The following is a 24,154-nucleotide window of genomic DNA, read 5'->3' on the forward strand; positions in this document are numbered from 1 at the left end:
CGAGAAACCACTCATGAACACAATCGAACGCGAGGTCGACGTCCTCGTCATCGGCGGCGGCACGGCCGGGCCGATGGCCGCGGTCAAGGCCAAGCAGGCCGATCCCAGCCTGAAAGTGCTGCTGCTGGAGAAAGCCCATGTCAAACGCAGCGGCGCCATCTCGATGGGCATGGACGGCCTGAACAACGCCGTCGTCCCCGGCTTTGCCACGCCAGAGCAGTACGTGCGCGAGATCACCGCCGCCAACGACGGCATCGTCAACCAGAAGACCATCCTCGCCTACGCGGAAAACAGCTACGCGATGATCGAGGAGCTGGACCGCTGGGGCGTGAAGTTCGAAAAGGACGAGACCGGCGACTACGCGATGCGCAAGGTGCACCACATGGGCACTTATGTGCTGCCGATGCCCGAAGGCCACGACATCAAGAAGGTGCTGTACCGGCAGCTGAAGAAAACTCGGGTCGAGATCACCAATCGCCTCGTCGCGACGCGGCTGATCGTCGGCGACGATGGCCGCATCGCCGGCACCTTCGCCTTCGATTGCCGTACCGGCGACTTCCATGTGGTGCGCGCCAAATCGGTGGTGCTGGCGTGCGGCGCGGCCGGGCGGCTGGGGTTGCCAGCATCGGGCTATCTGTTCGGCACCTACGAGAACCCGACCAACGCCGGCGACGGCTACAGCATGGCCTACCACGCCGGGGCCGAGCTGTCGGGCATCGAGTGCTTCCAGATCAACCCGCTGATCAAGGATTACAACGGCCCGGCCTGCGCCTACGTCACCGGCCCGTTCGGCGGCTACACCACCAACAGCCGCGGCGAGCGTTTCATCGAGTGCGACTACTGGTCGGGCCAGATGATGGCGGAGTTCCACCACGAACTCTCCGGCGGCAACGGCCCGGTGTTCCTCAAGCTCGACCATCTGGCCGAGGAAACGATCAGCCAGATCGAGACCATCCTGCACACCAACGAGCGCCCCAGTCGCGGCCGCTTCCACGAAGGCCGCGGCACCGATTACCGCGAGCGCATGGTCGAGATGCACATCTCGGAAATCGGCCTGTGCAGCGGCCATTCGGCGTCCGGCGTCTGGGTCGACGAGCATGCGGCGACCACGGTGCCGGGGCTGTTTTCGGCCGGCGACATGGCCTGCGTGCCGCACAACTACATGCTCGGCGCCTTCGTCTACGGCCGTTTCGCCGGCGAATCGGCGGCACGCCATGCGCAGGACCACGGTCACGCCCGCGTTTCCGCCAGCCAGATCGACGCCGAACGCAACCGTGTGTGGGCGCCGCTGCTGCGGGAATCCGGGCTGCCGCCGGCGCAGGTCGAATACAAGCTGCGCCGCATGGTGAACGACTACCTACAACCGCCCAAGGTCACCCGCAAGATGCTGCTGGGGCTGGAGCGCTTCGAGGCGATCCGCGACGACCTCGACCTGCTGCACGCGCGCAATCCGCACGAGCTGATGCGGGCGATGGAAGTCCACGCGATCCGCGATTGCGCCGAGATGGCCGCCCGCGCCTCGCTCTACCGCACCGAAAGCCGCTGGGGCCTGTATCACGCCCGCGTCGATTACCCCGAGCGCAACGACGCCGACTGGCGCGTGCACGTGCAGCTGCACAAGAACGCAGCCGGCGAGATGGCGTGCTTCAAGCGTGCGCTCGAACCCTATGTGATCGCCATGGATCACGACGAACACGCGGCTTACCAGCAGCTGCGCATCCACAAGGAGGCCGTACCGGCATGAGTTTCCCGACCTTTTCCATCGCCCCGCAGCGTACGAGCGTGCCGGTGCGCATCGACGACGAGCTGTGCATTGCCGACAAGGGCTGCACCGTCTGCGTCGACGTCTGCCCGCTCGACGTGCTCGCCATCGATTTAAGCCGCGGCAAGGCCTACATGGCCTTCGACGAGTGCTGGTACTGCATGCCGTGCGAGAAGGATTGCCCGACCGGCGCAGTCCACGTCGACATCCCCTATCTGCTGCGCTGAAGGCTCCGCGTGGCCGGCCGATGACTATGTCAGCCCCGCTTGCCGTACCCGTTCGTACTGTCTGCGCGGCGCTTTCGTGTCCTCGGGCGACCACGCGGCGCATTGGCTTCACCCATACAAAACCTCTGGAGAAATCATGAAACTGACCCACCGACTCGGCGCACTGGCGCTCGCGCTATTCACCGCCGGCCTCGCCCACGCCGAGACCATCCGCATCGCCATCGGCACGCAGGACACGACGATCAACTGCGCCACCGGCGGCGTGCTGATCCGCGAGCTGAAGCTGCTGGAGAAATACCTGCCGCGCGACGGCAAGTACAAGGACGCGCAGTACGATATCCAGTGGAAGAACTTCACCTCGGGCGCGCCGCTGACCAATGAGATGGTCGCCGACAAACTCGACATCGGCTCGATGGCCGACTTCCCCGGCTCGCTCAACGGCGCCGCCTTCGACAAGGCCGGCAAGAAGAGCCTGTTCATCACCGTGCTGTCGGGCAGCACCCAGGGCAGCGGCAACGGCATCGTCGTGCCGAAGGATTCGGCCATCCAGTCGATCACCGAACTCAAAGGCAAGACCATCTCGGTGCCGTTCGCCTCCACCGCCCACGGCATGCTGCTGCGCGCGCTGAAGGCCAACGGCATCGACCCGGAAAAGGACGTCACCATCACCACGCAGGCGCCGGAAGTGGCCGGCCCGGCGCTGCAGGCGAACAAGATCGACGCGCACGCCGATTTCGTGCCCTTCGCCGAACTGTTCCCGTACCGCGGCTTCGCCCGCAAGATCTATGACGGCTCGCAAGCCAACGCGCCGACCTTCCACGGCTCGCTGGTCAACGCCGATTACGCGAAGAAATATCCGGAAATCGTCACCGCCTTCCTGCGCGCCGCGATCGAGGCCGACCGGCTGTTTGCCGCCGAGCCGGAGAAATACAGCGACCTGATCGAAAAAACCACCGGCATCGAGGCCGAGGTCGCCTATCTGTTCCACGGCCCGCTCGGCCTGCAGACGCGCGATTTCAGCTGGAAGCCCGAGTATCGCCAGGCGGTGAAAACGTCGATCGAGACGCTGCGCTTCCTGAAACGCACCGACGCCGATCTCGACGTCGCGAGCTTTGTCGATGACCGCTACATCCGCGCGGCCTTCAAGCAGGCCGGGCTCGATTACGACGCGCAGCTGAAGCATTACGACAAGCTGCCGCTGAAGGCCAAGGATGCGCTGACCGGTAAGCCGATTACCGATTTCCGCCGCCTCGGTCAGGTCTGGATCGAGGGCGAACCCAAGGTGCGTCACTACGCGACGCTGGAGTCGGCCGTCGCCGACGCCAAGCGCATCGAGGCCGGTGGCAAGCGCATCCGCGTGATCTACGCGCAGGACTACGGCAGCGGCATCAAGCTGCTGGCGCGGCAGGCGTGGTTCGCGCAGGACGGCAAGGGTCAGCTCGCCGCTTTCCTGCTCAAGGATTCCGCCGCTGCGTGGGCCAAGGCCAATCGCGCCAAGGTCGTCGATTACGCCGGCATCCAGCCCGCCGCCAAGCTCGCCAGCAACTGAGGCCATGCGATGCGCACGTTCCGCCTGAATCCGGCAGCCTGGGTGCTGCCGGGCGCCTCGCTGCTCGCCAGCGTGCTTTTGTGGCATCTGCTGGCCACCTACAAACCGCATTGGGGCCTTATCACCTTCGCCAACGCGCCGTCGCCGCGCGAGGTGTGGGACGCGGGTCTGGACCTGCTGCAATCGCCGAAACTGCTGTTCCACCTCGGCCACAGCCTCTACCGCGTGTTCGCCGGCTTCGCTGCGGCGGCGGTGGCCGGCATCGCGCTGGGCCTCGCGATCGGCCGCTTCGGCTGGGCGCGCGGCACCTTGCTGCCGCCGCTGGAAGTGCTGCGTCCGATTCCGGCGGTCGCGTGGATTCCGCTGTCGGTGCTGCTGTTTCCGTCGTCGGAGGTGTCGATGATGTTCATCACCTTTGTCGGCGCGCTGTTTCCGATCCTGCTCGCCACCATCCATGGTGTCGAAGGCATCGATGCGCGCCTGGTCGCATCGGCACGCAGTCTGGGCGCGCGCCGCTGGCGCGTGTTCACCGAGGTGATCCTGCCCGGCGCCGCGCCGGCCATCGTCACCGGCCTCGCCATCGGCATGGGCACCTGCTGGTTCTGCCTCGTCACCGCCGAGATGATCTCGGGGCAGTTCGGCATCGGCTACTACACCTGGGAGAGCTACACCTTGCAGAACTACGCCAATATCGTCGTCGGCATGCTGCTGATCGGCGTGCTGGGCATGGGCAGCAGCGCGCTGATCCGCGCGATCGGCCGGCTCGCGATGCCGTGGCGGGGAGAAGCGCGATGAACGCCCCGCTCGCCTTCGCCCCCGATGCCGGCCGCATCGCGCTCGACCAGCTGTCGATCCGCGTCGGCCACGGCAAGGATGCCTTTACCGCCGTCGACCGCGTCGATCTCGACATCGCGGCGGGCGAGTTCGTCTGCCTGCTCGGGCCTTCGGGCTGCGGCAAATCGACGCTGCTCGGCGCGCTGGCCGGCCACCTGACGCCGGCTAGCGGCGCGCTGCGCATCGACGATGGCCCCGTCGCCGGTCCTTCGTCCGAGCGTGGTCTGGTGTTCCAGCACCACACGCTGTTTCCGTGGCGCCGGGTGATCGACAACGTCGCCTTCGGGCTGAAGATGCGCGGCATCAAACAGGCCGAACGCCACGCCGCCGCGCGCGAACTGCTGGCCCTGGTCGGGCTCGCCGGTTTCGAGCACCGCTATCCGTCGCAGCTGTCGGGCGGCATGCAGCAGCGCGTCGAGATCGCCCGCGTGCTGATCAACCGGCCGCGCGTGCTGCTGATGGATGAACCGTTCGGCGCACTCGACGCGCTGACGCGGCTGAAGATGCAGCAACTGCTGCTCGACGTGTGGGCGCGCTTTCGCACCACCGTGGTCTTCGTCACCCACGACATCGACGAGGCGCTGTTCCTCGCCGACCGCATCCTGGTGATGAGCCCACGCCCGGGCCGCATCGTCGAGGACCTGCGACTGCCGTTTACCCGGCCGCGCGACGCGGACCTGTCGACCCGCGCCGACTTCGTCGCCCTCAAACGCCATTGCCTCGCGCTGCTGCACCACGACGCGCCGGTGCCGCCGCTTCCCCGGCTGAGCCCGCTGGGCGCACCCAGCATCCACGCCCTGCAATTTGCCATCTGACCGGAGCCCCGATGCCCCACACGCTGACCGCCCTGCTGAATGACCCCGACTTCACCGCGCTGGCGTCGCGCCTCGCCGCCACCGATGCCGCGACGCGCCGCGTCGCCTTGATCGAACTCGCCGACGACGGCGACCCCGAACACGTCCCGGTGCTCGTCGCCGGCCTCGCCGATGCCGACGCCGGCGTACGTGCCGAGGCGGCCCGGCTGCTGGCCGGCTGGGACGCGGCCGACGTCGCCGCCGCGCTGGCCGAACGGCTGCTCGATGACGACGTAACCGTGCGCGAGGCCGCGGCGCAAAGCCTGTCCGAACTCAAGTCGCCGGACGCCGGCACGCCCCTGCTGGCCTGGGCCAGCCATGCCGATCCCTATGCGCGCAGCGCCGCGCTGCGGGCGCTGCGCGAGCTGCGGCTGCCGGCGGCGGGCGCACCGGCGCTCGCTGCGCTCGGCCACGTCGATGCCGGCGTGCGCCGCGAAGCGGTCGGTGTGCTCGGCTGGCTGAAGGTCGATGATGCCTTGCCGGCACTCGCCGATCTGGCACGTGCCGACGCCGATCCCGAGGTGCGGCGCGCAGCCACCGGCGCGCTCGGCTTTGCTCCGGATGCGCGCGTGGTACCAGCGCTGCTCGCGGCGCTGGACGATGCCGAGTGGCAGGTGCGCGAGGAAGCCGCCGCCACGCTGGGCAAATTGCGCCTCGCCGAGGCCGCCACGACCTTGATCGCCACGCTGGAGCAGGACATCTGGCAGGTGCGGATCAAGGCTGCACGCGCGCTGGGGTTGATCGGCAACGCGAAGGCGTTGCCGGCGCTGATCGCCAGCCTCGCCCATCAGGCGGGCAACCTGCGCAAGGAAGCCGCGATCGCGCTTGGTGAAATCGGCGATGCCAGCGCGCGCGCCGCGCTGGACGTTGCCAGCGCCGACCCGGACCCGGAGGTCCGCAAGGCCGCGCGGCTGGCACTCGGCAGGCTGGCCTCCCGATGACGCCCGCCGGAATCATCCTCGCGCCGCGCGCGCTGACGCTCGCGTGGCCGGACGGTACGGTCGTGCTCGACGCCCACGCCTTGCGCGCTGCTTGCCGCTGCGCCGATTGCCGCTCGGCCACGCTGCGCGGCAAGCCGGTCAGTGCCGCGCCGGACATTGCGCTGGCAGCGCTGGAACCGCTCGGCCACTACGCCGTGCAGCTCCGCTTCAGCGACGGCCACGAGCGGGGCATCTACCCATGGGCCTATCTGCGCGAACTGGCCTATCCGGGCTGAACCGGCATCCGCCGGCGCGCCGGCATCACCGCAGCGGCAGGGTCACGACCGCGTTGACGCCACCCAGCGCCGATTCGCTCAGGGTCACCGTGCCGCCATGCGCCTCGGCAACCGCCCGGACTATCGCCAGCCCGAGTCCGCTGCCGACACCGGCGCTACCGGGCCGGCGGTAGAAACGCTGGAACACCTGCTCGCGCTCGGCGGCCGGGATGCCGGGGCCACTGTCGGCGACGCTGAGCTGCGCCTTGCCCGCGCCATCGACCTCGACACGACGCAAGGCCACGTCGATCTGCCCGCCAGCCGGCGTGTAGCGGAGGGCGTTGCCGACCAGATTGGCGATCAGCGAGCGCAGCGCGTCGGCATTGCCCGACACCTGCACGTCGGCATCGATCCCGGTCGCGCCCAGGTCGAGCCCGGCGGCCAGCGCCAGCGGCGCGTGTTCGGCGAGCACGTCGGTCACGATAGGCGCGAGTGCCAGCAGCGTGTGCTCGGACGCCGCCTCATGACGCGCCAGCGTCAGCAGCTGACCGAGCATGTCGCCGGCACGCGCCAACCCCGCCTTGAGTTCGGCAATGGCCGCGGCGCGGGTCGCGTCGTCGGGCGCGCGTTCAAGGCTGGCGAGCTGCAGTTGCAGTGCCGCCAGCGGCGTCCGCAGCTCGTGCGCGGCATTGGCGGTAAAGGCGCGCTGCGACGCCAGCGCATCGCCCAGCCGGCCCAGCAAGCGGTTGGTTTCAGCGATCAGCGGCTCGACTTCGTCGGGGGCGAGGCCGGTCGGCAGCGGCGCCAGCGCATCGGGCGTGCGCGCGGCAACTTCGCGGCGCAGTTTCTCCAGCGGCCGCAACGCCCGGCCGATCACCCACCACGCCCCCAGCAGCAGCAGTGGCAAGGCGACCAGCAGCGGCACCGTGGTACGCCAGGCCGTATCCAGCGCCAGCCGGTTGCGCGTGCGCATCGGCTGGGCGATCTGGATCACCTTGCCCGGCACCGCGACGGCATAGGTGCGCCAGTCTCCCTCGCTGGTCGCCGCCGTTGCATAGCCAAGCTTCACCTGTGCCGGCAACACCCGGTGCGGGTGCGAGTAATACAGCTGCACGCCGTCCGGATCCCAGACCTGGATGACGAAATCGAAGCCGGCCGTGCTGCCGAAGGTCGAGCGCCCGGGGATGAAGGTCTGGTTGACGACCGACAGCGCCAGCTGGCGCAACTGGTAGTCGAACAACTCGTTGGCCTCGTCGCGGGTGCGGTGAAACGCCAGCGCCGCGGCGACGGCAATGACCAGGGCCATGCCGCCGAGCAGCATCAGCAGCAGTTGGTGACGCAGCGATTTCATGCGATCTCCGGCGGCTGTTTCGGCACGTAATAGCCGACGCCGCGCAGATTCAATATCCACGCCGCGCCGAGCTTGCGCCGCAAGGCATGGATGTGGACCTCGACCGCGTTGCTGGCGACTTCCTCATCCCAGCCGTACAGGCGGTTTTCCAGCCGCGCACGCGACAGCGGCGTACCGGGTTTTTGCAGCAGCTCGAACAGCAGCGAATACTCGCGCGCCGACAGCGCCACTTCGCGCTCGCCCAGCCAGACCTGATGACTGGCCGGATCGAGCTTGAGCGCGCCGTGCTCGAACAGCGGGCTGGCACGGCCGGCGTGACGGCGTTGCACCGCGCGGATACGCGCCAGCAGCTCGTCGAAATCAAACGGTTTGACGACGTAATCGTCGGCACCGGCGTCGAGCCCGGCAATGCGGTCGGCGACGGCATCGCGCGCGGTCAGGATCAGCACCGGCGTGGCGCCGCCGCGCGCGCGCAGCTGGCGCAGCACGGTCAGGCCGTCGGCGCGCGGTAAGCCGAGATCGAGCAGCACCAGGCCGTAATCCTGCTGCTGCAAGGCCAGATCGGCCGCCACGCCATCGGCGGCGCGATCGACGCTGAAACCGGCATCGCGCAGCCCGGCTTCGAGATGGCGGGCGATCATGTCGTCGTCTTCGGCCAGCAGCAGTCGCATGGATCAGCCCCTCAAACCGGCCACAGCGGCGGTTCGGCCATGGCCTCGATCTGCTCGCGCAGCGCGTAGATGTGTTCCTGCCAGTAGTTCATGGTGTTGAACCACGGAAACGCCGCCGGGAAGGCCGGGTCGTCCCAGCGCTGCGCCAGCCAGCTGGCGTAGTGGATCTGCCGCAGGGTGCGCATGGCCTCGACCAGATGCAGCTCGCGCGCGTCGAAATCGCAGAAATCCTCGTAGCCGGCCAAAAGGTCGGCCAGTTGCGATATGCGCTCGTGACGCTCGCCCGACAGCAGCATCCACAGATCCTGCACCGCCGGGCCGCTGCGCGCGTCGTCGAAATCGACGAAGTGCGGGCCGCCGTCGGTCCACAGCACGTTACCGAGGTGGCAGTCGCCATGCAGCCGGATCGCCTTGACGTTGCCGGCACGCTCGAACGCTTGCGCCACACCGGCGAGCGCGTCGGCGATCACCTGCTGGTAGGCGGTTTTCAGTTCAAGCGGAATAAAGCCGGTGTCGATCAGCCAGCGGCTCGGCGTTTCGCCGAACGACGCCAGCGTCAGCGCCGGCCGGTGTTCGAACGGCCGCGTGCTGCCAACCGCGTGGATGCGGCCGAGAAAGCGCCCCAGCCATTCGAGCGTGCCCTCGCGATCCAGCTCCGGCGCGCGGCCGCCCTGACGCGGGAAGACGGCGAAGCGGAAACCGTCTATGCCGGTATTCAGCGTACTGCCGTTGATCTCCAGTGGCGGCACGGCGGGGATTTCCAGCGCCGCCAGCTCGGCGGTGAACGCGTGTTCCTCGAAAATCTGCGCATCGCTCCAGCGCCCGGGGCGATAGAACTTGGCGATCAGCGGCGCGCCATCGTCGATGCCGACCTGGAAGACGCGGTTCTCGAAGCTGTTCAGCGTCAGCAGGTGGCCGGAGGTGGCAAGGCCGACGGCGTCGAGCGAATCGAGCACGGTATCGGGCGTGAGCGTGGCGTACGGGGTGGTGTTCATCAAGCGATTGTAAGCGATGCACCGTGCAAGCACGCGATCTTGCCGCACAAGGCCGGCAACGCAATTCAGCCCTTCGCCACCGTTCGCAACCATCGTTGCAGTTACGTTAAGCGCAAGCTCGGCTAAGGCAAAGGCCGGCGGAATGCACCACCATGACCGCGGCATTATGCAGATGGCCTGCAGTGGTGCGCCGTTCGGTATCGGCCAGCCCGATGCACCGGCTCGCACCTCGCTCGACGTCGGCGTACTGCCACCCGGAAATCGGCAATTCAACCAAGGAGCGTTTCATGAAAGTAGGTGTTCTCGGATCGGGCGATGTGGCAAAGGCATTGGCCAGCGGTTTTCTCCAGCATGGCCATGAAACGATGGTCGGCACGCGCGACAGCCAGAAGCTGGCTCAGTGGGCCAGCGACCACCCGCAAGGTCAGGTCGGCAGCTTTGCCGAGACCGCGGCCTTTGGCGACGTCATCGTCCTGGCCGTCAAGGGAAGCGCAGCGGCAGACGTGCTGGATGCCGCGGGCATCGCGAATCTGGCCGGCAAGCCGGTCATCGACACCACCAACCCGATCGCCGATGCGCCACCGAGCAACGGCGTGCTCAAGTTCTTCACCAATCTTGACGATTCGCTGATGGAGCAGCACCAGCGGCAGTTTGCCGGCGTGCATTTCGTCAAGGCATTCAATTCGGTGGGGAACAACCGCATGGTCAACCCGCAGTTCCCGGGCGGAAAGCCGACGATGTTCATCTGTGGCAACGATGCCGCCGCCAAGCAGACGGTCAGCGGCCTGCTCGACCAGTTCGGCTGGGAAGTCGCCGACATGGGCAAGGCCGAGGCCGCGCGCGCCATCGAGCCCTTGTGCATGCTGTGGTGCATTCCGGGCTTTCTGCGCGACGAGTGGACGCACGCGTTCAAGCTGCTGCGCGCCGACGCCTGAACCCGGGCGCCCGCCGCAGGACACAAGCCACGCCTTGCGTGGCTTTTTTGATTCCGGCACGAACCAGAGGACGCGATGCCCGCAGCCGGGCAACCGGCACGGCTGCGTCAGTATCTGGCCGGCGCCTGCGACGACGGGCACCGCTTGCCAATCAGATCGCCCGCTCACTCAAGGACAAGGCGCGCCGCCACGCCGGCTTCACCCGATAGAGCTGCGCCGGTCGGTGTGCATTGCCGCTGGAGAACGCGCCGGGTATGGCTTCCAGCACGTCGAGCTCGTCCATCTTGCGGCGAAAGCTCACCTTGTTCAGCGGCTCACCCAACACCGCCTCGTACACCAGCTGCAGCTGCGGCAGGGTGAACGGCTCCTGGCACAGGTGCACCGGCAACGACGAATAGCTGCTCTTGTTGCGGACCCGCTCCACGGCACTGGCGATGATCTGCGCATGATCGAAAGGCAGGCCGCGCAAGTCGTCCACGAGGCAGAGCACGGCGTCTGCCGCTTCGGTAACCAGCGTATCGGGCACCAGCGCGTAATAGGCGACGCTGATCGACCAAGCGCGCGGATCACGCGCCGGTCCGCTGAAGGTGCCCAACTGCTCCAGATAAGGGCTGTGCACGCCGGGCTTGTCGCGCAGCACGCGCAAGGCGGCATCACACGTATCGCGATCGCTATCGGCATGGATATAGCCGCCGGGCAACGCCAGCGTGCCGGCAAAGGGCTCGCGCTCGCGCCGATGCAGCAGCACCCTCAGCGCGCCGTCGCGCAGCGTCAGCAGTACCACGTCCACAGTGCAGATCACTTCGCCCCCTCGTCCGGTTTCCATTAGATACAAGTATAAACTAACAGACCACTACTTCATCCACTGATTGACCACCAAATATTGCGACATAATCGAGAAGAACAACAGATCAACAATCAATTAGTTGCAACATTGTACTAAGTATTCTACAGTGCAATCACACCCCCACCGACAGAGGACCACCGTGCGCACCCACCTGTTGATCATCGATCCGCAAAACGATTTCTGCGACTTGCCGCCCGCTTTCCGCCCGGCCAATCCGCTTGCCGAGGGCGAAGCATTGGCGCCCACCCTGCCGGTCACCGGTGCGCACGCCGACATGCTGCGGCTGGCCACGCTGATCGACACCCTGGGCAGCCGGCTCGATGCCATCACCATCACGCTCGATTCGCACCAGCGACTGGACATCGGCCACCCGACGTTCTGGCAGCAAGGTGATGGCGGCAGGGTGGCACCGTTCACCCCGGTCAGCGCCGACGATGTCGCTGCCGGCCGCTACCGGCCGCGCGATGCGGCGGCCACGACACGGGTGCTGGCCTACCTGCGCGAGCTAGAAGCCAAGGGCCGCTACACCCATATGGTGTGGCCGGTGCACTGCGAGATCGGCAGCTGGGGCCACGCCGTGCACGACAGCCTGCGCGCCGCCTACAACCGCTGGGAAGAACGCGAGCTGAAGATCGTCGCCAAGGTGGTCAAGGGCACCAATCCGTGGACCGAGCACTACAGCGCGGTCGAGGCCGAAGTACCGCTGGCGGACGACGCGAGCACCGGCACCAACGCCGCCCTGGTCGCCGCGCTCGATGGCGCCGACAGCATCCTGATCGGCGGCGAGGCCGGCAGCCACTGCGTCAAGGCGACCACCGAGCATCTGCTGGCGCGGCTGCCGGACGGCGCCGCGCGGCTGACGCTGCTGACCGACTGCATGAGCGCGGTCGGCGGCTTCGAGGCGCAGTACCGCGATTTCCTCGCCGACATGCAAGCGCGCGGTGCGCGGCTCGCCAGCAGCGAACAGATCGCGGCAGAATACGCACTGTAAGCGTCATGAAACCAAGAACGGCATAACGACAGTTCGCCCCTACTCCAAGACCAAGGAAGCAAGATGACCACCCCCGTCGTGCGCAGCCTGCTGGAAAACGATCTCTACAAGTTCACCATGTGGCAGGCGCTGCTGCACAGCCACCCCGGCGCCATGGCCGAATATGCCTTCGTCTGCCGCAATACCCCGGCCTTCCCGCTGAGCGAACTGAAGGCCGAGGTCGAAACCGAGCTTGATCATCTGTGCACGATGCAATTCGCCCAGGACGAGCTCGACTATCTGCGCGGGCTGCGATTCATCAAGGGCGATTTCGTCGATTTCCTCACCGTGTTCCGCTTCCAGCGTCGCTTCGTTTCGGTGGAAACCGACGGCGAGCAACTGCGCATCGTCGCGCGCGGCCCGCTGGTACACGTGATGGGCTTCGAGATCTTCGTCCTCTACATCGTGAACCAGTTGTACTTCCGCCGTTTGGGCGACACCGAGGCCACGCTCGGCGAAGCACGGCAGCGACTGGCGGCCAAGATCGCCACGCTGAAGGCCGCCGCGCCGGCGCTTGCCGACAGCGGTGATTTCCCCTTCATCGCCTTCGATTTCGGCCTGCGCCGCCGCTACTCGGCCGAATGGCACGACGAGGTGCTGGCAACACTGGCGCGCGAAGTACCGCAGTTCGTGCGCGGCACGTCCAACGTCTACCTCGCCAAGCGCTATGGCATCACGCCGATCGGCACCATGGCGCACGAATACCTGCAGGCTTACCAGGCCTTCGGCTCGCGGCTGCGCGATTTCCAGACCGCTGCGCTGGAAGACTGGGTGCAGGAATACCGCGGCGATCTGGGGATCGCGCTGACCGACGTGGTCGGCATGGATGCCTTCCTGTCCGACTTCGATCTCTACTTCGCCAAGCTGTTCGACGGCCTGCGCCACGACTCCGGCGACGCTGTGGTCTGGGGCGAGAAGGCCATCGCCCACTACGACAAGCTGCGCATCGATCCGCGCGTGAAGCGGCTGGTGTTCTCCGACGGCCTCACCGTGGAGAAGGCGCTGGATCTCTACCGCCACTTCCGCGGCCGCATCCAGACCAGCTTCGGCATCGGCACCCACCTGACCAACGACACCCCGATCAAGGCGCTGAACATCGTGATGAAGCTCACGCGCTGCAACGGCCAGCCGGTGGCCAAGCTCTCCGACGCGCCGGGCAAGACGCTGTGCGAGGACCAGACTTTTCTGGCGTATTTGCGGCAGGTGTTCAACCACACCGCCAGCTGAGCCATTCGCCGCTTCCTTGTCCGCGCCCCAAGGCGCTGGCCGACCCCGTTTTCCCCGAGGACCACCATGCTGCGCATCACCGTAGCCCAGATCAATCCCACCGTCGGCGACTTCGCCGGCAATCTCGCGCTGATGCGCGCCGCGGCCGAAGCGGCGCAGCGCGACGGCGCCGAGCTGGTGGTGTTTCCCGAACTCTCGCTCACCGGCTATTACCCCGGCGATCTGCTCGACGAGCCGGCCTTCCTCGCCGCCGTCGACGCGGCGCTGGCCGAGCTGCTCGCCGCCAGCCGCGCCACGCCCGGCCTTAACTGGGTGATCGGCGCGCCGACCCGGCGCGACGGGCCGGGCAAGCCGCTGTTCAACAGCCTGCTGGTGATCGCCGACGGCGCGGTGCGTTTGCAATACGCCAAGCAACTGCTGCCGACCTACAACATCTTCGACGAACGCCGCCACTTCGAGCCGGGGCCGGATGCCAACCGCGTGCTGCGCATCGGCCCGTGGCGCATCGGCTTCCTGATCTGCGAGGACGGCTGGAACGACGATGGCCGCGACTACGTGGTGAACCCGTTCCAGCGGCTGGCCGAAGCCGCGCCGGATCTGATCGTGTCGATCAACGCCAGCCCGTCCAATATCGGCAAGCGCGAACAGCGCCATCGGCTGTTCGCCGCCGCCAGCCGGCGCCACGATCTGCCGCTGCTCTATGTGAATCAGGTCGGCGGTCAGGACCAGTTGGTGTTCGACGGCGCCTCTTTCGCCGTTACCCCGCAGGACGGCGTGGTGTTCGAGGCGCGGCGCTTCGCCGACGACATCCGCACGTTGGGCTTCGACGGTGCGCGCTTCGCCGCCGCCGATGGCGACGCGCTGCCGACGGTCGATCCGGCCGGCCTGCCGGTGATGGCGTTCTACCGCCAGCAGATTGTGTTGGGACTCAAAGACTACGCGCGCCGCTGCGGCTTTTCCCGTGCCGTGGTCGGCTGCTCCGGCGGCATCGACAGCGCGCTGACGCTGGCGCTGGCGGCCGAGGCACTGGGCGCCGACAACGTCACCGCCATCACCATGCCGTCGCGCTTTTCCAGCGCCGGCAGCGTCGACGATTCGGTGACGCTGTGCCGCAACCTCGGCGTGCAGCTGATCACCCACCCGATCCGCGACATGGTCGATGCCTACGCTGGCGGTTTTGCCACGGCCTTCGGCGCACCGCTGGCCGGCCTGCCGCTGGAAAACCTGCAGGCGCGGGTGCGCGGCACGGTGCTGATGGAATACTCAAACAACTATGGCCATCTGCTGCTCACCACCGGCAACAAGAGCGAGATCTCGGTCGGCTACTGCACGCTGTACGGCGACACCAATGGTGGGCTGGGGCTGATCGGCGACCTGTACAAGACCGAGGTATTCGCGCTGAGCCGCCACCTGAACGAGGCGGCCGGCCGCGAGATTATCCCGGCGGCGATCATCGACAAGGAACCGTCGGCCGAGCTGGCGCCCGACCAGCGCGATACCGACAGCCTGCCGCCTTACCCAGTGCTCGATGCGCTGCTCAAGGTGCTGGTCGAAGGGCCACGGCTGGGGCAGGACGAGCGCGCGGCGGTCGAAGCCGAGTACGAGCGCCTCACCGCCAGCGCCGAAGGTGCGGCGCTGGTCGCGCGCATACGCGGCCTGATCGCGCGCAACGAATACAAACGCCGCCAGGCGCCGCCCATCCTGCGGCTGCGCGCCCGCGCCTTCGGCAGCGGCCGGCAGATGCCGATCGCCGCCCGCCACCTGTTCTGACCGGATAAAGCCATGAATCAAGATTTCGATTGCGCGGTGCTGATCGGCCGCTTCCAGCCCTTCCACCTCGGCCATGCCGCGCTGCTGACCGAGGCGCTGCGCCGCGCACCCCAGGTGGTGGTGGTGCTCGGCTCCGCCCTGCGCGCGCGCGATGCCAAGAATCCGTTCAGCTGGCAGGAGCGCGCCGCGATGATCTCGGCAACCTTGAGCGAAGCCGACGCGGCGCGCGTGCGCTTCGTGCCGGTGCGCGATTACTACGACGATGGCCGCTGGACCGCCGCGGTGCGCGCCGGCGTCGATGGCCATGCGCCGCCACGCCGCGTCGCGCTGATCGGTCACGCCAAGGATGCATCGAGCTACTATCTGCAGCGCTTTCCCGGCTGGACGCTGCTGCCGCTGCCGGCGCAGGGCGAGCTCGATGCAACCAGCCTGCGCCAGATCTATTTCGGCGTGGACGACGAGATCGCCGCCGACGCCTTGCTGACCACGCTGCTGCCGCCCGCCGTCGCCGGCTACCTCAAGGGCTGGCGCGCACTGCCGGCCTTTGCCCCACTGTGCGCCGAGCACGCCGCGCTGATCGAGAACCGCAAACGCTGGGGCAGCGGCCCCTTCGTCACCGTCGATGCCGTGGTCGAGATCGCAGGCCACGTCCTGCTGGTCGAGCGCAAGCACGCGCCGGGACGCGGACTATGGGCGCTGCCCGGCGGTTTTCTCGACGGCCGCGAACGGCTGCTGCAGGGCGCGATCCGCGAGCTGCGCGAAGAAACCGGCCTGGCGCTGCTCGACAGCACGCTGGACGCCGCGCTGCGCGGCGTGACGGTGTTCGACCATCCGGATCGCAGCCTGCGCGGGCGCACCGTCACCCACGCCCACCACTTCGTCATCGCGATGGAGCGCCTGCCCGAAGTGGCCGGCAGCGACGATGCCGCCGCCGCGCGCTGGGTAGCGGTGGCCGATCTCGCCGCGCTGGAAGACCGCTTTTTCGAAGACCACTTCCACATCCTTGATCACTTTCTCGACCTGACCTGATGTCCCTCCTCCCTCCCCTGATCGAGCCCGTCGCCACCGTGCTCGGCATGCCACTCTCCATCGGCGATATCGCCGGTTTCATCACCGGCCTTGTCTGCGTCTGGCTGACCACGCGCTCGCACATCGCCAACTTCCCGGTCGGCATCATCAACTGCGTGATCCTGGGGCTGGTGTTCCTGGAACTTCGCTTGTTTTCCGACGCCGGTTTGCAGATCGTGTTCATCACCATGGGCCTGATCGGCTGGCGCGCCTGGCTGCGTCACGGCGGCGATGCCGCCAGCCTGCCCGTGTTCCGTTCCAGCCTCCGTGAATGGCTGCTGCTGGCGCTCGCCGCCACGCTCGTCACGCTGCTGTTGTGGCAGCTGATGCTGTGGGCCAAGGGCAGCGCACCATTGCTGGATGCGCTGATCACCGCGATGAGCCTGTGCGCGCAATGGCTGCTGAACCAGCGCCGTCGTGACAGCTGGCTGTGGTGGATTGCGATCGACGTCGTGTCGATCCCGCTCTATTTCAGCCGCGGCCTGCCGCTGATCGCCGTCCTCTATATGTTGTTCCTGCTGCTGTGCATCCGCGGCTGGTTTGCCTGGCGCGCGCCGCAGATGGCTGGGGAGACAACCGGGGCGATGGCATGAACCGTGTCGACTTTCGTCATGGTCTCGTGATCGGCAAGTTCTATCCGCCGCACCTGGGCCATCTCTACCTGATGCGCACCGCCGCCCGCCATTGCCAGCAGATCACGGTGGCAGTGCTCGGCGCGTCGGTCGAATCGATTTCGATCGCCGATCGCGTCGCCTGGCTGCGGGCCAGTCTGGCCGACCTGGCCAACGTCTGCGTGGTCGGCGCGCTCGACGATGTACCCGTCGACTACCACGATCCGGCGATCTGGGAGGCCCACGTCGCCATCATGCGCGAAGCCGTGTCCCAAGCCGCCGCGGCCGATGTTGCGGTCGACGCGGTGTTCACCTCGGAAGGCTATGGCGGCGAGCTGGCGCGGCGCCTCAATGCGGCATCGGTCTGCCTCGATTCGCAACGGGCGCTGCATCCGGTATCCGGCACCATGGTGCGCGCCGATCTCGCCACGCACTGGTGGCAGCTACCGGCACCGGCGCGCGCGGGCCTTGCCATGCGGGTGGTGGTGGTCGGCGCCGAATCGACCGGCACCACCACGCTGGCCCGCGATCTGGCTGCCGCGCTGCAGGCACGTGGTCACGCCTGGGCAGCAACGCAGTGGGTCGCCGAGTACGGCCGCGAGTACAGCCAGAACCTGCTGGCGCTGGCCCGTGCCCGCAATCCGGCGGCACAGCCGCAGGACGTGCGCTGGCAGGCGGAGGATTTCACGCTGATCGCGGCCGAGCAGACGCGGCGCGAGCACGCGGCGACGCTGGCAGGCGGGCCGGTGCTGGTATGCGACACCGATGCGCTCGCGACCTGCATCTGGCACGAGCGCTATCGTGGCCAGCCCCATCCCGGCGTCGAGGCGATCGCCGCGGGCATGCCGCCGCGCCGGCTCTATCTGCTGACCGATCATGTCGACGTGCCGTTCGAGGACGACGGTCTGCGCGATGGCGAAACACTGCGGCCATGGATGACGCAGCGCTTTGTCGAGACGCTCTCCAACCGGGCAGTGCCATGGCTGCGGCTGACCGGCAGCCGCGAAGCCCGGCTGGCCAAGGCCCTGGCCGCCGTCGATGTCGCATGGCGGAAGCACGCCTGTTTCGCGCTGCCGCTGGAACAAAGGGCCACGACATGAACAGCCCAAGCCAGCACTCCTGCTGATTCAGCCCGAACTTGGTCAATCCACCACCGGCTCGGTTACTGTGCCGGTGTGCAACAACCAAGGATGGCGGCGACCCGTTTACAACCGCCGCCAGCGTGAAAAGCACGGAAACAGGCTTTAAAGTAGCGGCTGTGCCGCACCGGCGCCGACGATGAGGATGACATGCACGCTTCCGAGCGACTGGCGCGATGGCGCCCCGGTCTGGCCGGCCGGCTCGACCCGCAGTTGCTGCGCGTCCTTGCAGCCATTGGCGCCGGCGTTATCGGCGCGCTGGTGGTCTGGCTGTTCCATCAGGCGCTCGAGTACGCCGAAGTCCTGCTTTACGATCAGAGCGATGGCCTGGTCGCCGCCGCGCGCGGGCTGCCGGCGTGGCAGCGCATCATCACGCCGGTGCTCGGCGGTCTGGCCGCCGGCACGCTGCTGTGGTTGTGGAACCGCTCGCGTTCGGGGCCGGTCCGCCACGCCGACGATTACATCGAAGCGGTAACGATCGGCGACGGCCGGCTTGATCTGCGCGCCGGGCTGGGCAAAGTACTGGCGTGCTTTCTGGTCGTCATCGCCGGTGGTGCGGTCGGCCGAGAAGGTGCGATGGTGCTGCTGGCCGCGCTGGCCTGCTCCTTGGTCGGTGCGCGCTGGCGCCATCTGATCGACCTGCGGCTGACGGTCGCCTGCGGTGTCGCCGCCGGCTTTGCCGCCGCATACCATGCGCCACTGGCAAGCTCCCTGTTCATCGCCGAAGTACTGCTCGGCTCGCTGGCTTTGGCGGCGATCGGACCGGTCATCCTCGCCGCGGTGACTTCGGCACTGATCACTTATGCACTGTCGGGCGATGCCAAGCTGTATCAGGTCGCCGCCAGCGCACCGCTGGATGCCAGCGGGCTGGCCCTGGTGGCGCTGATCGGCGTTGTCGCCGGTGTACTCGGCCCGTTGTTCCTCGCCTGGCTGGACGCGAGCCGCAAGGGCTTTGCCTGGCTGAGCTGGCCACTGCCGCTGCAACTGGCCGCCGGTGGCTTGCTGGTCGGGCTGGTGTCGGTGTTGCGGCCCGAAGCCTGGGGCAACGGCTACAGCGCGGTGCAAGCCTTGCTGCTGGCGCCGATGGCGTGGCAAGTCGTCACGCTGATCCTGCTGTGCAAGCTGATCGCCGTGGCCGGCAGCATCGGCTCCGGCGCGCCCGGCGGCGTGTTCACCCCCACCCTGCTGGTCGGCGCCGCCTTCGGCCAACTGGTCTCGCAGCTGATTGCCGTGTTCCTCCCCGGCATCGGCCATCCACTGCTGTTCACGATCTCGGGCATGGGCGTGTTTCTCGCCGCCACCACGCACGCGCCGGTGATGTCGACACTGATGGTGCTGGAGATGACCGGGCAGGTCCAACTGCTGCTCGCCTTGCTGCCAGCCTGCGTCATCGCGGCCGGCATTTCGCGGCGCTTGAGAAGCGCCTCCATCTACGCCGGCCACCGGGAACGGGACTGAGCTAGGCAAGCCGGGCGCAAACGCGGAAAATTGCGTTTTTGCATCCGGCCTCACCCATGCTCAGCTACCGCCACGCCTTCCACGCCGGCAATCACGCCGACGTCCTCAAGCACTTCATCCTCGTCGAGCTGCTGAGCTATCTGAACCAGAAGGACAAGGCCTACTGGTACATCGATACCCACGCCGGTGCCGGCCTGTACCAGCTGACCGAGGGTTATGCGGCGAAGAACGCCGAGTTCGAAGGCGGCATCGCCCGGCTGTGGCAGCGCAAGGACCTGCCCGAAGCGCTCGCCCGTTATGTCGAGGTGATCCGCGGCTTCAACCCCGACGGCAAGCTGGCGTTCTATCCGGGCTCACCGCTGGTCGCACAGGCGGTAATGCGCCGCGACGACAAGCTGCGGCTGTTCGAACTGCACCCGAGCGACAGCAAGCTGCTCGAAGCCAATTGCGAGTCGCTGGGCCGGCAGGCGCAGGTCTCCGTCGGCGACGGCTTCAACGGGCTGAAATCGGTGCTGCCACCGCCGCCGCGCCGCGGGCTGACGCTGATCGATCCGCCGTACGAAGACAAGGGCGACTACCGCACCGTGGTCAAGGCGATGGAAGAAGGCCTGCGCCGCTTCGCTACCGGCACCTTCGCAATCTGGTATCCGACGCTGCAGCGCGCCGAATCGCGCGAGCTGCCCGAGGCACTGAAAAAGCTGCCGTCCAAGGGCTGGCTCGACGTGCGGCTGCAGGTGCAGTCGCCGTCGCTGGACGGCTTCGGCATGCACGGCAGCGGCATGTTCATCATCAATCCGCCGTACACGCTGGCCGAAACGCTGCAATCGGTGATGCCGGTGATGAGCGACGCGCTGGCGCTCGATGCCGGCGCCAGATTCACGCTGGCACATCAGTCGAACTGATACACCATTTGACCTATCGCGCCGGCCGAGCCGCTGTCGATATACTGAACCGGACGTCATACAAGGAAAGGCCCCATGCGCATGCTTCGTCTTCTCGCCGTCGGTTTGGCCTTCGCCGCCACCGCCCCCGCCTGGGCCGCGCCGATCAACGTCGCCGTAGCCGCCAACCTGCAGTACACCTTTGACGATCTGGCCAAGGCGTACAAGGCCGAAACCGGGCTGGAGGTGAACCCGAGCTACGGCGCATCGGGCAAGTTCTTTGCGCAGATCCGCAATGGCGCGCCTTTCCATGTTTTCCTGTCGGCCGACGCCGATTACCCGAAAAAGCTCGACGCCGACCAGCAGACGCTGGAGCCGAGCCGCGTCTACGCCCATGGCGCACTGGTACTGTGGACGCTGAAGGACCTTGACCTGAAGCAGTGGGAAAAGCTGGTACGCGAGCCGGGCATCGAACGCATCGCCATCGCCAATCCGGAAACCGCGCCGTACGGCCGCGCTGCGGTGCAGGCGCTGACCCATTACAAGCTCGCCGAAGCGACGCATGCCAAGCTCGTGTTCGGCGAAAGCATCGGCCAGACCAACCAGTTCATCGCCACCCGCGCCGCCGACCTCGGCTTCACCGCCAAGTCAGTGGTGATCTCGAATGAAATGCAGGGCAAGGGCCGCTGGCTGGAAATCCCGCCGACCGCGTACGAACCGATCGCCCAGCGCGCCGCGTTGCTCAAGTATTCAAACGACCACGACACCGCCGACGCCAAGCGCTTCTATCAGTTCCTGTTCTCGCCGAAGGCGCAGGAGATCTTCAAGCAAGCCGGCTACAAACTGCCATGAACCGCATCCCAGCCACACTGAGCCGCATCGAACACGGCGCCGGCATGACGCTGATCGAGGCAGAAGCCGGCAGCGCGGCTGTGGTCACGACGCTGGTCGCCACCATCGTCGGCGAAGTTGCGCTGACGGTCGGCACGGCCGTCGTACTCGCCTGCAAGGAAACCGAAGTCGCGCTGGCCAAAAACCTCAGCGGCGAAATCAGTCTGCGCAACCGCCATGCGGCCACCGTCGTCGGCATCGATGCCGGCGCGGTGCTGACACGCGTCGTGCTCGACTGGCACGGCCAGCGCATTGCCTCGGTGATCACCAGCGGCTCGGCGCAGCGGCTGGGCATTGCCGTTGGCGACACCGTCGAATGGTTGGTCAAGGCCAACGAAATGGCCGTGGAAACCGCGTGATTGCTGGTTTCGACGTCCAGCCGTTCTGGCTGACGCTCAAGCTGGCAACGATCACCACCGTGGTGCTGATCGTGCTGGCGATTCCACTGGCGCGCTGGCTGGCGTTCGGCCGCTCGCCGCTACGGCCGGTGGTCGAAACGCTGTGCAACCTGCCGCTGGTGCTGCCGCCGACGGTGCTCGGCTTCTACCTGCTGGTGTCGTTCAGCCCGGTCTCGTTTACCGGCCGCTGGCTGCAGGACATGCTCGGGCTCAAGCTGGTGTTCACCTTCAGTGGCCTCGTCATCGGTTCGGTGATCTTCAGCCTGCCCTTCATGCTGCAACCGCTGGTTGCGGCATTCCGCCAGCTGCCGGGCAATCTGATCGACGCCGCACGCACGCTCGGCAAGTCCGAAACGACGATCCTGACCCGGGTGATCCTGCCCAACGCCCGCGCCGGCCTGCTCTCCGGCACCGTGCTCGCGTTCGCGCACACCGTCGGCGAATTCGGCGTCGTGCTGATGCTCGGCGGCGGCGTCACCGGCGACACCCAGGTCGCGTCGATCGCGCTGTACCGCAAGGTCGAGGCACTCGACTACGCCGGCGCGCACGCCTACGCCCTGGTGCTGGTGTCGTTCGCCTTTGTCGTACTGCTGCTATTGCGGCTGATCCAGTCGCGCAGCGAGGTCAGGCCTTGCTGAACCTCGAACTGACGCACGCCATTCCAGGCCCGGACGGCCTGCTGCCGCTCTCGGTGGCGCTGACGCTGGCCCCCGGTGAGCGACTGGCGCTGTACGGCCCGTCCGGCGTCGGCAAGACCACGCTGTTGCGGCTGATCGCCGGCCTCGCCCGCCCCGACCACGGCCGTATTGCCTTTGGCGATGCCGTCTGGTGCGATACCGCGCGGCGCATCCATACATCGGCGCGCGGTCGCCGCGTCGGCTATGTGTTCCAGGATTACGCGCTGTTCCCGAACATGCGCGTGCGCGAAAATCTCGCCTTCGCCCAGCCGGTGCCGAACCGCCAGCGGCTTGATGAGCTGCTCGAACTGACCCGGCTCGCGCCACTCGCCGACCGCTATCCGCAGCAGCTCTCCGGCGGCCAGCGCCAGCGCGTCGCACTCGCCCGCGCCCTGGCACAGGAGCCGCAATTGCTGTTGATGGACGAACCGCTGTCGGCGCTCGACCCCAAGCTGCGCGTCGCGCTGCGCGAGGACATCGACGAGATCCTGCGCCAGGTCGCGCTGACGACGATCATCGTCAGCCACGATCTCGGCGACGTGTTCCGGCTGGCGCAACGCGTCGCCGTGCTCGAACCGGGCCAGCTCGCCGCCATTGGCACCCCGCGCGACGTGCTGCTGCCGCCGACCCCGAGCGGTCGCCACGCACTGTCCGGCGTCGTACTGGCGATCGAACCCGCCGACGTGCTCTGGCGCGTCACCGTCGCCATCGGCAACGACACGCTGGCGACGCTGAGCGCCGACGTCGAACAACTGCGCGTCGGCGCACCGGTAGCGGTGCAATTGAACGGCAGTAGCGCGGTGTTGGTCGCCGGCTGATCGCATTTTTTCTTGGGGGGCCGCATGGACAATCACGAAAAGCAACTGCTCATACAGCGCATTGAAAATGCGTGGCGGGGTGTTCAGCGTCCGGAGAAAAGCAAAATTTCCGTACAAACCCGCGATGACGGGGTCGCGGACTATTTTGCTGGGACAAGCTGGAAAGGCCATGCCGTCGAAAAGCTGAGGGCGCAAGAATCGGCCATCAGCATTTTTTTTACGCCGGAGGCCTACCACTATTGGCTTCCTGCCTATTTGGTCGCGGCCATCGAAGATCCGGCGAATCTCGATATAGTCACGGATCACTTGATCGGATCGCTCTCGCCACACCCGCTAAAAAACAGGCTTGGCCCTGAGAAAAAGGCACGGCTGGCCTTGCTCACCAAGGAGCAAATCGCACTCATCATTTGCGTCTTCGAACATATCGGATTGGTATTTTCGGACCCGGACTGGCCTGAAATCACCATGACCGAGCAGATCGCTATTGAGCACCTCCGCGCAATTCACGACGCGATGTAACAGCATGACCCAAACAGCCTAACTTTGATCGAGGCACAAGCCCGCTAATGAATGCGTCTCCGTTACTCATGAACATCGATGAATTACAAACGCGACTGCGCACCTTCAGCACTGAGCGCGACTGGGATCAGTTCCACACGCCGAAAAACCTCGCCAGCGCCTTGTCGGTCGAGGCGGCCGAGCTGCTTGAACTGTTCCAGTGGCTGACGCCCGAGCAGTCGCAAGCGCTGTGCGTTGAACCCGAATTCGCCACCCGGCTCGGTGAGGAAGTCGCCGATGTGCTGCTCTATCTGCTGCGGCTCGCCGACGTCGCCGGGCTCGATTTGAATGCAGTGGTCGAACGCAAACTGAAGCTCAACGCCGAGAAATACCCGGCCGATCTCGCCCGCGGCCACGCCCGCAAGCTCGACGCGCGCAAGGACTCGCAATGATCCAACGCCTGACCAC

26 protein-coding genes are annotated in these 24,154 nt (G+C 66.9%); 22 read left to right on the plus strand and 4 right to left on the minus strand.

Annotation, left to right across the window (positions count from 1 at the left end):
* Positions 1-13 precede the first annotated feature (13 nt).
* From R0382_RS17210 to R0382_RS17240, 7 genes are all read left to right on the plus strand, one after another.
* On the plus strand, positions 14-1,744 hold the full coding sequence (locus R0382_RS17210) for a fumarate reductase/succinate dehydrogenase flavoprotein subunit (protein ID WP_432721218.1): 1,731 nt from the start codon (positions 14-16) through the stop codon (positions 1,742-1,744).
* Positions 1,741-1,989, plus strand: coding sequence for a 4Fe-4S dicluster domain-containing protein (locus R0382_RS17215; RefSeq protein ID WP_432721219.1), 249 nt, complete (start codon positions 1,741-1,743; stop codon positions 1,987-1,989). The genes R0382_RS17210 and R0382_RS17215 overlap by 4 nt, the downstream gene beginning before the upstream one ends.
* Before the next feature lie 136 nt (positions 1,990-2,125).
* Complete coding sequence (locus R0382_RS17220) at positions 2,126-3,538, plus strand: ABC transporter substrate-binding protein (protein WP_432721220.1); 1,413 nt, start codon at positions 2,126-2,128, stop codon at positions 3,536-3,538.
* Positions 3,539-3,547: 9 nt separating this feature from the next.
* Positions 3,548-4,333 carry an ABC transporter permease gene (locus R0382_RS17225; protein ID WP_432721221.1) on the plus strand — a complete coding sequence of 262 codons (786 nt, stop codon included), beginning with the start codon at positions 3,548-3,550 and terminating at the stop codon, positions 4,331-4,333.
* Positions 4,330-5,187, plus strand: coding sequence for an ABC transporter ATP-binding protein (locus R0382_RS17230; protein WP_432721222.1), 858 nt, complete (start codon positions 4,330-4,332; stop codon positions 5,185-5,187). Before R0382_RS17225 ends, R0382_RS17230 begins: the two co-directional genes overlap by 4 nt.
* An 11-nt stretch (positions 5,188-5,198) precedes the next feature.
* Positions 5,199-6,167: a HEAT repeat domain-containing protein gene (locus R0382_RS17235; RefSeq protein ID WP_432721223.1), complete on the plus strand. Its 969-nt coding sequence runs from the start codon at positions 5,199-5,201 to the stop codon at positions 6,165-6,167.
* Positions 6,164-6,442, plus strand: a complete 279-nt coding sequence (locus tag R0382_RS17240) for a gamma-butyrobetaine hydroxylase-like domain-containing protein (protein WP_432721224.1) — start codon at positions 6,164-6,166, stop codon at positions 6,440-6,442. The genes R0382_RS17235 and R0382_RS17240 overlap by 4 nt, the downstream gene beginning before the upstream one ends.
* A gap of 25 nt (positions 6,443-6,467) precedes the next feature.
* Here R0382_RS17240 and R0382_RS17245 read toward each other — a convergent pair whose 3' ends face one another.
* Genes R0382_RS17245 through R0382_RS17255 form a run of 3 tightly spaced genes read right to left on the minus strand, consistent with a single transcriptional unit; the run spans position 6,468 to position 9,438 of the window.
* Positions 6,468-7,772, minus strand: a complete 1,305-nt coding sequence (locus tag R0382_RS17245; protein WP_432721225.1) for an ATP-binding protein — start codon at positions 7,770-7,772, stop codon at positions 6,468-6,470.
* The gene (locus tag R0382_RS17250; RefSeq protein ID WP_432721226.1) at positions 7,769-8,443 is read right to left on the minus strand and encodes a response regulator; all 675 of its coding nucleotides are present in this window, start codon (positions 8,441-8,443) and stop codon (positions 7,769-7,771) included. Before R0382_RS17250 ends, R0382_RS17245 begins: the two co-directional genes overlap by 4 nt.
* Positions 8,444-8,454: 11 nt before the next feature.
* Entirely contained in the window at positions 8,455-9,438 is a 984-nt protein-coding gene (locus R0382_RS17255) for a serine/threonine protein kinase (protein WP_432721228.1), read from the minus strand.
* Between the two features lie 287 nt (positions 9,439-9,725).
* On the opposite strand from R0382_RS17255, the gene R0382_RS17260 reads away from it, so the two are divergent.
* The gene (locus R0382_RS17260) at positions 9,726-10,373 is read left to right on the plus strand and encodes an NADPH-dependent F420 reductase (RefSeq protein ID WP_432721229.1); all 648 of its coding nucleotides are present in this window, start codon (positions 9,726-9,728) and stop codon (positions 10,371-10,373) included.
* Between the two features lie 151 nt (positions 10,374-10,524).
* On the opposite strand, the gene R0382_RS17265 is transcribed toward R0382_RS17260, so the two are convergent.
* Complete coding sequence (locus tag R0382_RS17265) at positions 10,525-11,175, minus strand: NUDIX hydrolase (protein WP_432721230.1); 651 nt, start codon at positions 11,173-11,175, stop codon at positions 10,525-10,527.
* 184 nt (positions 11,176-11,359) lie between these two features.
* Here R0382_RS17265 and R0382_RS17270 point away from each other — a divergent pair, with 184 nt between their 5' ends.
* The 14 genes from R0382_RS17270 to R0382_RS17335 all read left to right on the plus strand — a co-directional run bounded on the left by R0382_RS17270 (position 11,360) and on the right by R0382_RS17335 (position 24,138).
* On the plus strand, positions 11,360-12,211 hold the full coding sequence (locus R0382_RS17270; RefSeq protein ID WP_432721231.1) for a hypothetical protein: 852 nt from the start codon (positions 11,360-11,362) through the stop codon (positions 12,209-12,211).
* Positions 12,212-12,274: 63 nt separating this feature from the next.
* The gene (gene pncB, locus R0382_RS17275; RefSeq protein WP_432721232.1) at positions 12,275-13,477 is read left to right on the plus strand and encodes a nicotinate phosphoribosyltransferase; all 1,203 of its coding nucleotides are present in this window, start codon (positions 12,275-12,277) and stop codon (positions 13,475-13,477) included.
* A gap of 66 nt (positions 13,478-13,543) precedes the next feature.
* A complete protein-coding gene (locus R0382_RS17280; RefSeq protein ID WP_432721234.1) occupies positions 13,544-15,247 on the plus strand; it encodes an NAD+ synthase in 1,704 nt (567 codons plus the stop codon).
* A gap of 12 nt (positions 15,248-15,259) precedes the next feature.
* On the plus strand, positions 15,260-16,276 hold the full coding sequence (locus R0382_RS17285; protein ID WP_432721235.1) for a bifunctional nicotinamide-nucleotide adenylyltransferase/Nudix hydroxylase: 1,017 nt from the start codon (positions 15,260-15,262) through the stop codon (positions 16,274-16,276).
* Positions 16,276-16,908 (plus strand): nicotinamide riboside transporter PnuC, encoded by a 633-nt coding sequence (pnuC, locus tag R0382_RS17290; protein WP_432721236.1) that lies wholly within the window; start codon positions 16,276-16,278, stop codon positions 16,906-16,908. The genes R0382_RS17285 and pnuC overlap by 1 nt, the downstream gene beginning before the upstream one ends.
* A complete protein-coding gene (locus tag R0382_RS17295; protein WP_432721237.1) occupies positions 16,905-18,026 on the plus strand; it encodes an AAA family ATPase in 1,122 nt (373 codons plus the stop codon). The genes pnuC and R0382_RS17295 overlap by 4 nt, the downstream gene beginning before the upstream one ends.
* 189 nt (positions 18,027-18,215) lie before the next feature.
* Positions 18,216-19,523: a voltage-gated ClC-type chloride channel ClcB gene (clcB, locus tag R0382_RS17300; protein WP_432721238.1), complete on the plus strand. Its 1,308-nt coding sequence runs from the start codon at positions 18,216-18,218 to the stop codon at positions 19,521-19,523.
* A 56-nt stretch (positions 19,524-19,579) separates the two neighbouring features.
* On the plus strand, positions 19,580-20,425 hold the full coding sequence (locus tag R0382_RS17305; RefSeq protein WP_432721239.1) for a 23S rRNA (adenine(2030)-N(6))-methyltransferase RlmJ: 846 nt from the start codon (positions 19,580-19,582) through the stop codon (positions 20,423-20,425).
* A 75-nt stretch (positions 20,426-20,500) separates the two neighbouring features.
* Complete coding sequence (modA, locus tag R0382_RS17310; RefSeq protein WP_432721240.1) at positions 20,501-21,256, plus strand: molybdate ABC transporter substrate-binding protein; 756 nt, start codon at positions 20,501-20,503, stop codon at positions 21,254-21,256.
* Positions 21,253-21,654, plus strand: coding sequence for a TOBE domain-containing protein (locus R0382_RS17315; protein ID WP_432721242.1), 402 nt, complete (start codon positions 21,253-21,255; stop codon positions 21,652-21,654). Before modA ends, R0382_RS17315 begins: the two co-directional genes overlap by 4 nt.
* A complete protein-coding gene (gene modB / locus R0382_RS17320) occupies positions 21,651-22,331 on the plus strand; it encodes a molybdate ABC transporter permease subunit (protein WP_432721243.1) in 681 nt (226 codons plus the stop codon). The genes R0382_RS17315 and modB overlap by 4 nt, the downstream gene beginning before the upstream one ends.
* Entirely contained in the window at positions 22,325-23,188 is an 864-nt protein-coding gene (locus R0382_RS17325) for an ATP-binding cassette domain-containing protein (protein WP_432721245.1), read from the plus strand. The genes modB and R0382_RS17325 overlap by 7 nt, the downstream gene beginning before the upstream one ends.
* 24 nt (positions 23,189-23,212) lie before the next feature.
* Positions 23,213-23,707, plus strand: coding sequence for a DUF6714 family protein (locus tag R0382_RS17330; RefSeq protein WP_432721247.1), 495 nt, complete (start codon positions 23,213-23,215; stop codon positions 23,705-23,707).
* Between the two features lie 68 nt (positions 23,708-23,775).
* Positions 23,776-24,138 (plus strand): nucleotide pyrophosphohydrolase, encoded by a 363-nt coding sequence (locus R0382_RS17335; protein WP_432721248.1) that lies wholly within the window; start codon positions 23,776-23,778, stop codon positions 24,136-24,138.
* The last annotated feature ends 16 nt before the right edge of the window (positions 24,139-24,154 follow it).

It is taken from the genome of Jeongeupia wiesaeckerbachi (assembly GCF_050916355.1).
Classification (GTDB): Bacteria; Pseudomonadota; Gammaproteobacteria; order Burkholderiales; family Chitinibacteraceae; genus Jeongeupia; species Jeongeupia wiesaeckerbachi.

Coding starts and splice junctions, on each gene's coding strand:
- R0382_RS17210 (WP_432721218.1), top strand. CDS start 14: ATGAACACAATCGAACGCGAGGTCGACGTCCTCGTCATCGGCGGCGGC.
- R0382_RS17215 (WP_432721219.1), top strand. CDS start 1,741: ATGAGTTTCCCGACCTTTTCCATCGCCCCGCAGCGTACGAGCGTGCCG.
- R0382_RS17220 (WP_432721220.1), top strand. CDS start 2,126: ATGAAACTGACCCACCGACTCGGCGCACTGGCGCTCGCGCTATTCACC.
- R0382_RS17225 (WP_432721221.1), top strand. CDS start 3,548: ATGCGCACGTTCCGCCTGAATCCGGCAGCCTGGGTGCTGCCGGGCGCC.
- R0382_RS17230 (WP_432721222.1), top strand. CDS start 4,330: ATGAACGCCCCGCTCGCCTTCGCCCCCGATGCCGGCCGCATCGCGCTC.
- R0382_RS17235 (WP_432721223.1), top strand. CDS start 5,199: ATGCCCCACACGCTGACCGCCCTGCTGAATGACCCCGACTTCACCGCG.
- R0382_RS17240 (WP_432721224.1), top strand. CDS start 6,164: ATGACGCCCGCCGGAATCATCCTCGCGCCGCGCGCGCTGACGCTCGCG.
- R0382_RS17245 (WP_432721225.1), bottom strand. CDS start 7,772: ATGAAATCGCTGCGTCACCAACTGCTGCTGATGCTGCTCGGCGGCATG.
- R0382_RS17250 (WP_432721226.1), bottom strand. CDS start 8,443: ATGCGACTGCTGCTGGCCGAAGACGACGACATGATCGCCCGCCATCTC.
- R0382_RS17255 (WP_432721228.1), bottom strand. CDS start 9,438: ATGAACACCACCCCGTACGCCACGCTCACGCCCGATACCGTGCTCGAT.
- R0382_RS17260 (WP_432721229.1), top strand. CDS start 9,726: ATGAAAGTAGGTGTTCTCGGATCGGGCGATGTGGCAAAGGCATTGGCC.
- pncB (WP_432721232.1), top strand. CDS start 12,275: ATGACCACCCCCGTCGTGCGCAGCCTGCTGGAAAACGATCTCTACAAG.
- R0382_RS17280 (WP_432721234.1), top strand. CDS start 13,544: ATGCTGCGCATCACCGTAGCCCAGATCAATCCCACCGTCGGCGACTTC.
- R0382_RS17285 (WP_432721235.1), top strand. CDS start 15,260: ATGAATCAAGATTTCGATTGCGCGGTGCTGATCGGCCGCTTCCAGCCC.
- pnuC (WP_432721236.1), top strand. CDS start 16,276: ATGTCCCTCCTCCCTCCCCTGATCGAGCCCGTCGCCACCGTGCTCGGC.
- R0382_RS17295 (WP_432721237.1), top strand. CDS start 16,905: ATGAACCGTGTCGACTTTCGTCATGGTCTCGTGATCGGCAAGTTCTAT.
- clcB (WP_432721238.1), top strand. CDS start 18,216: ATGCACGCTTCCGAGCGACTGGCGCGATGGCGCCCCGGTCTGGCCGGC.
- R0382_RS17305 (WP_432721239.1), top strand. CDS start 19,580: ATGCTCAGCTACCGCCACGCCTTCCACGCCGGCAATCACGCCGACGTC.
- modA (WP_432721240.1), top strand. CDS start 20,501: ATGCGCATGCTTCGTCTTCTCGCCGTCGGTTTGGCCTTCGCCGCCACC.
- R0382_RS17315 (WP_432721242.1), top strand. CDS start 21,253: ATGAACCGCATCCCAGCCACACTGAGCCGCATCGAACACGGCGCCGGC.
- R0382_RS17330 (WP_432721247.1), top strand. CDS start 23,213: ATGGACAATCACGAAAAGCAACTGCTCATACAGCGCATTGAAAATGCG.
- R0382_RS17335 (WP_432721248.1), top strand. CDS start 23,776: ATGAACATCGATGAATTACAAACGCGACTGCGCACCTTCAGCACTGAG.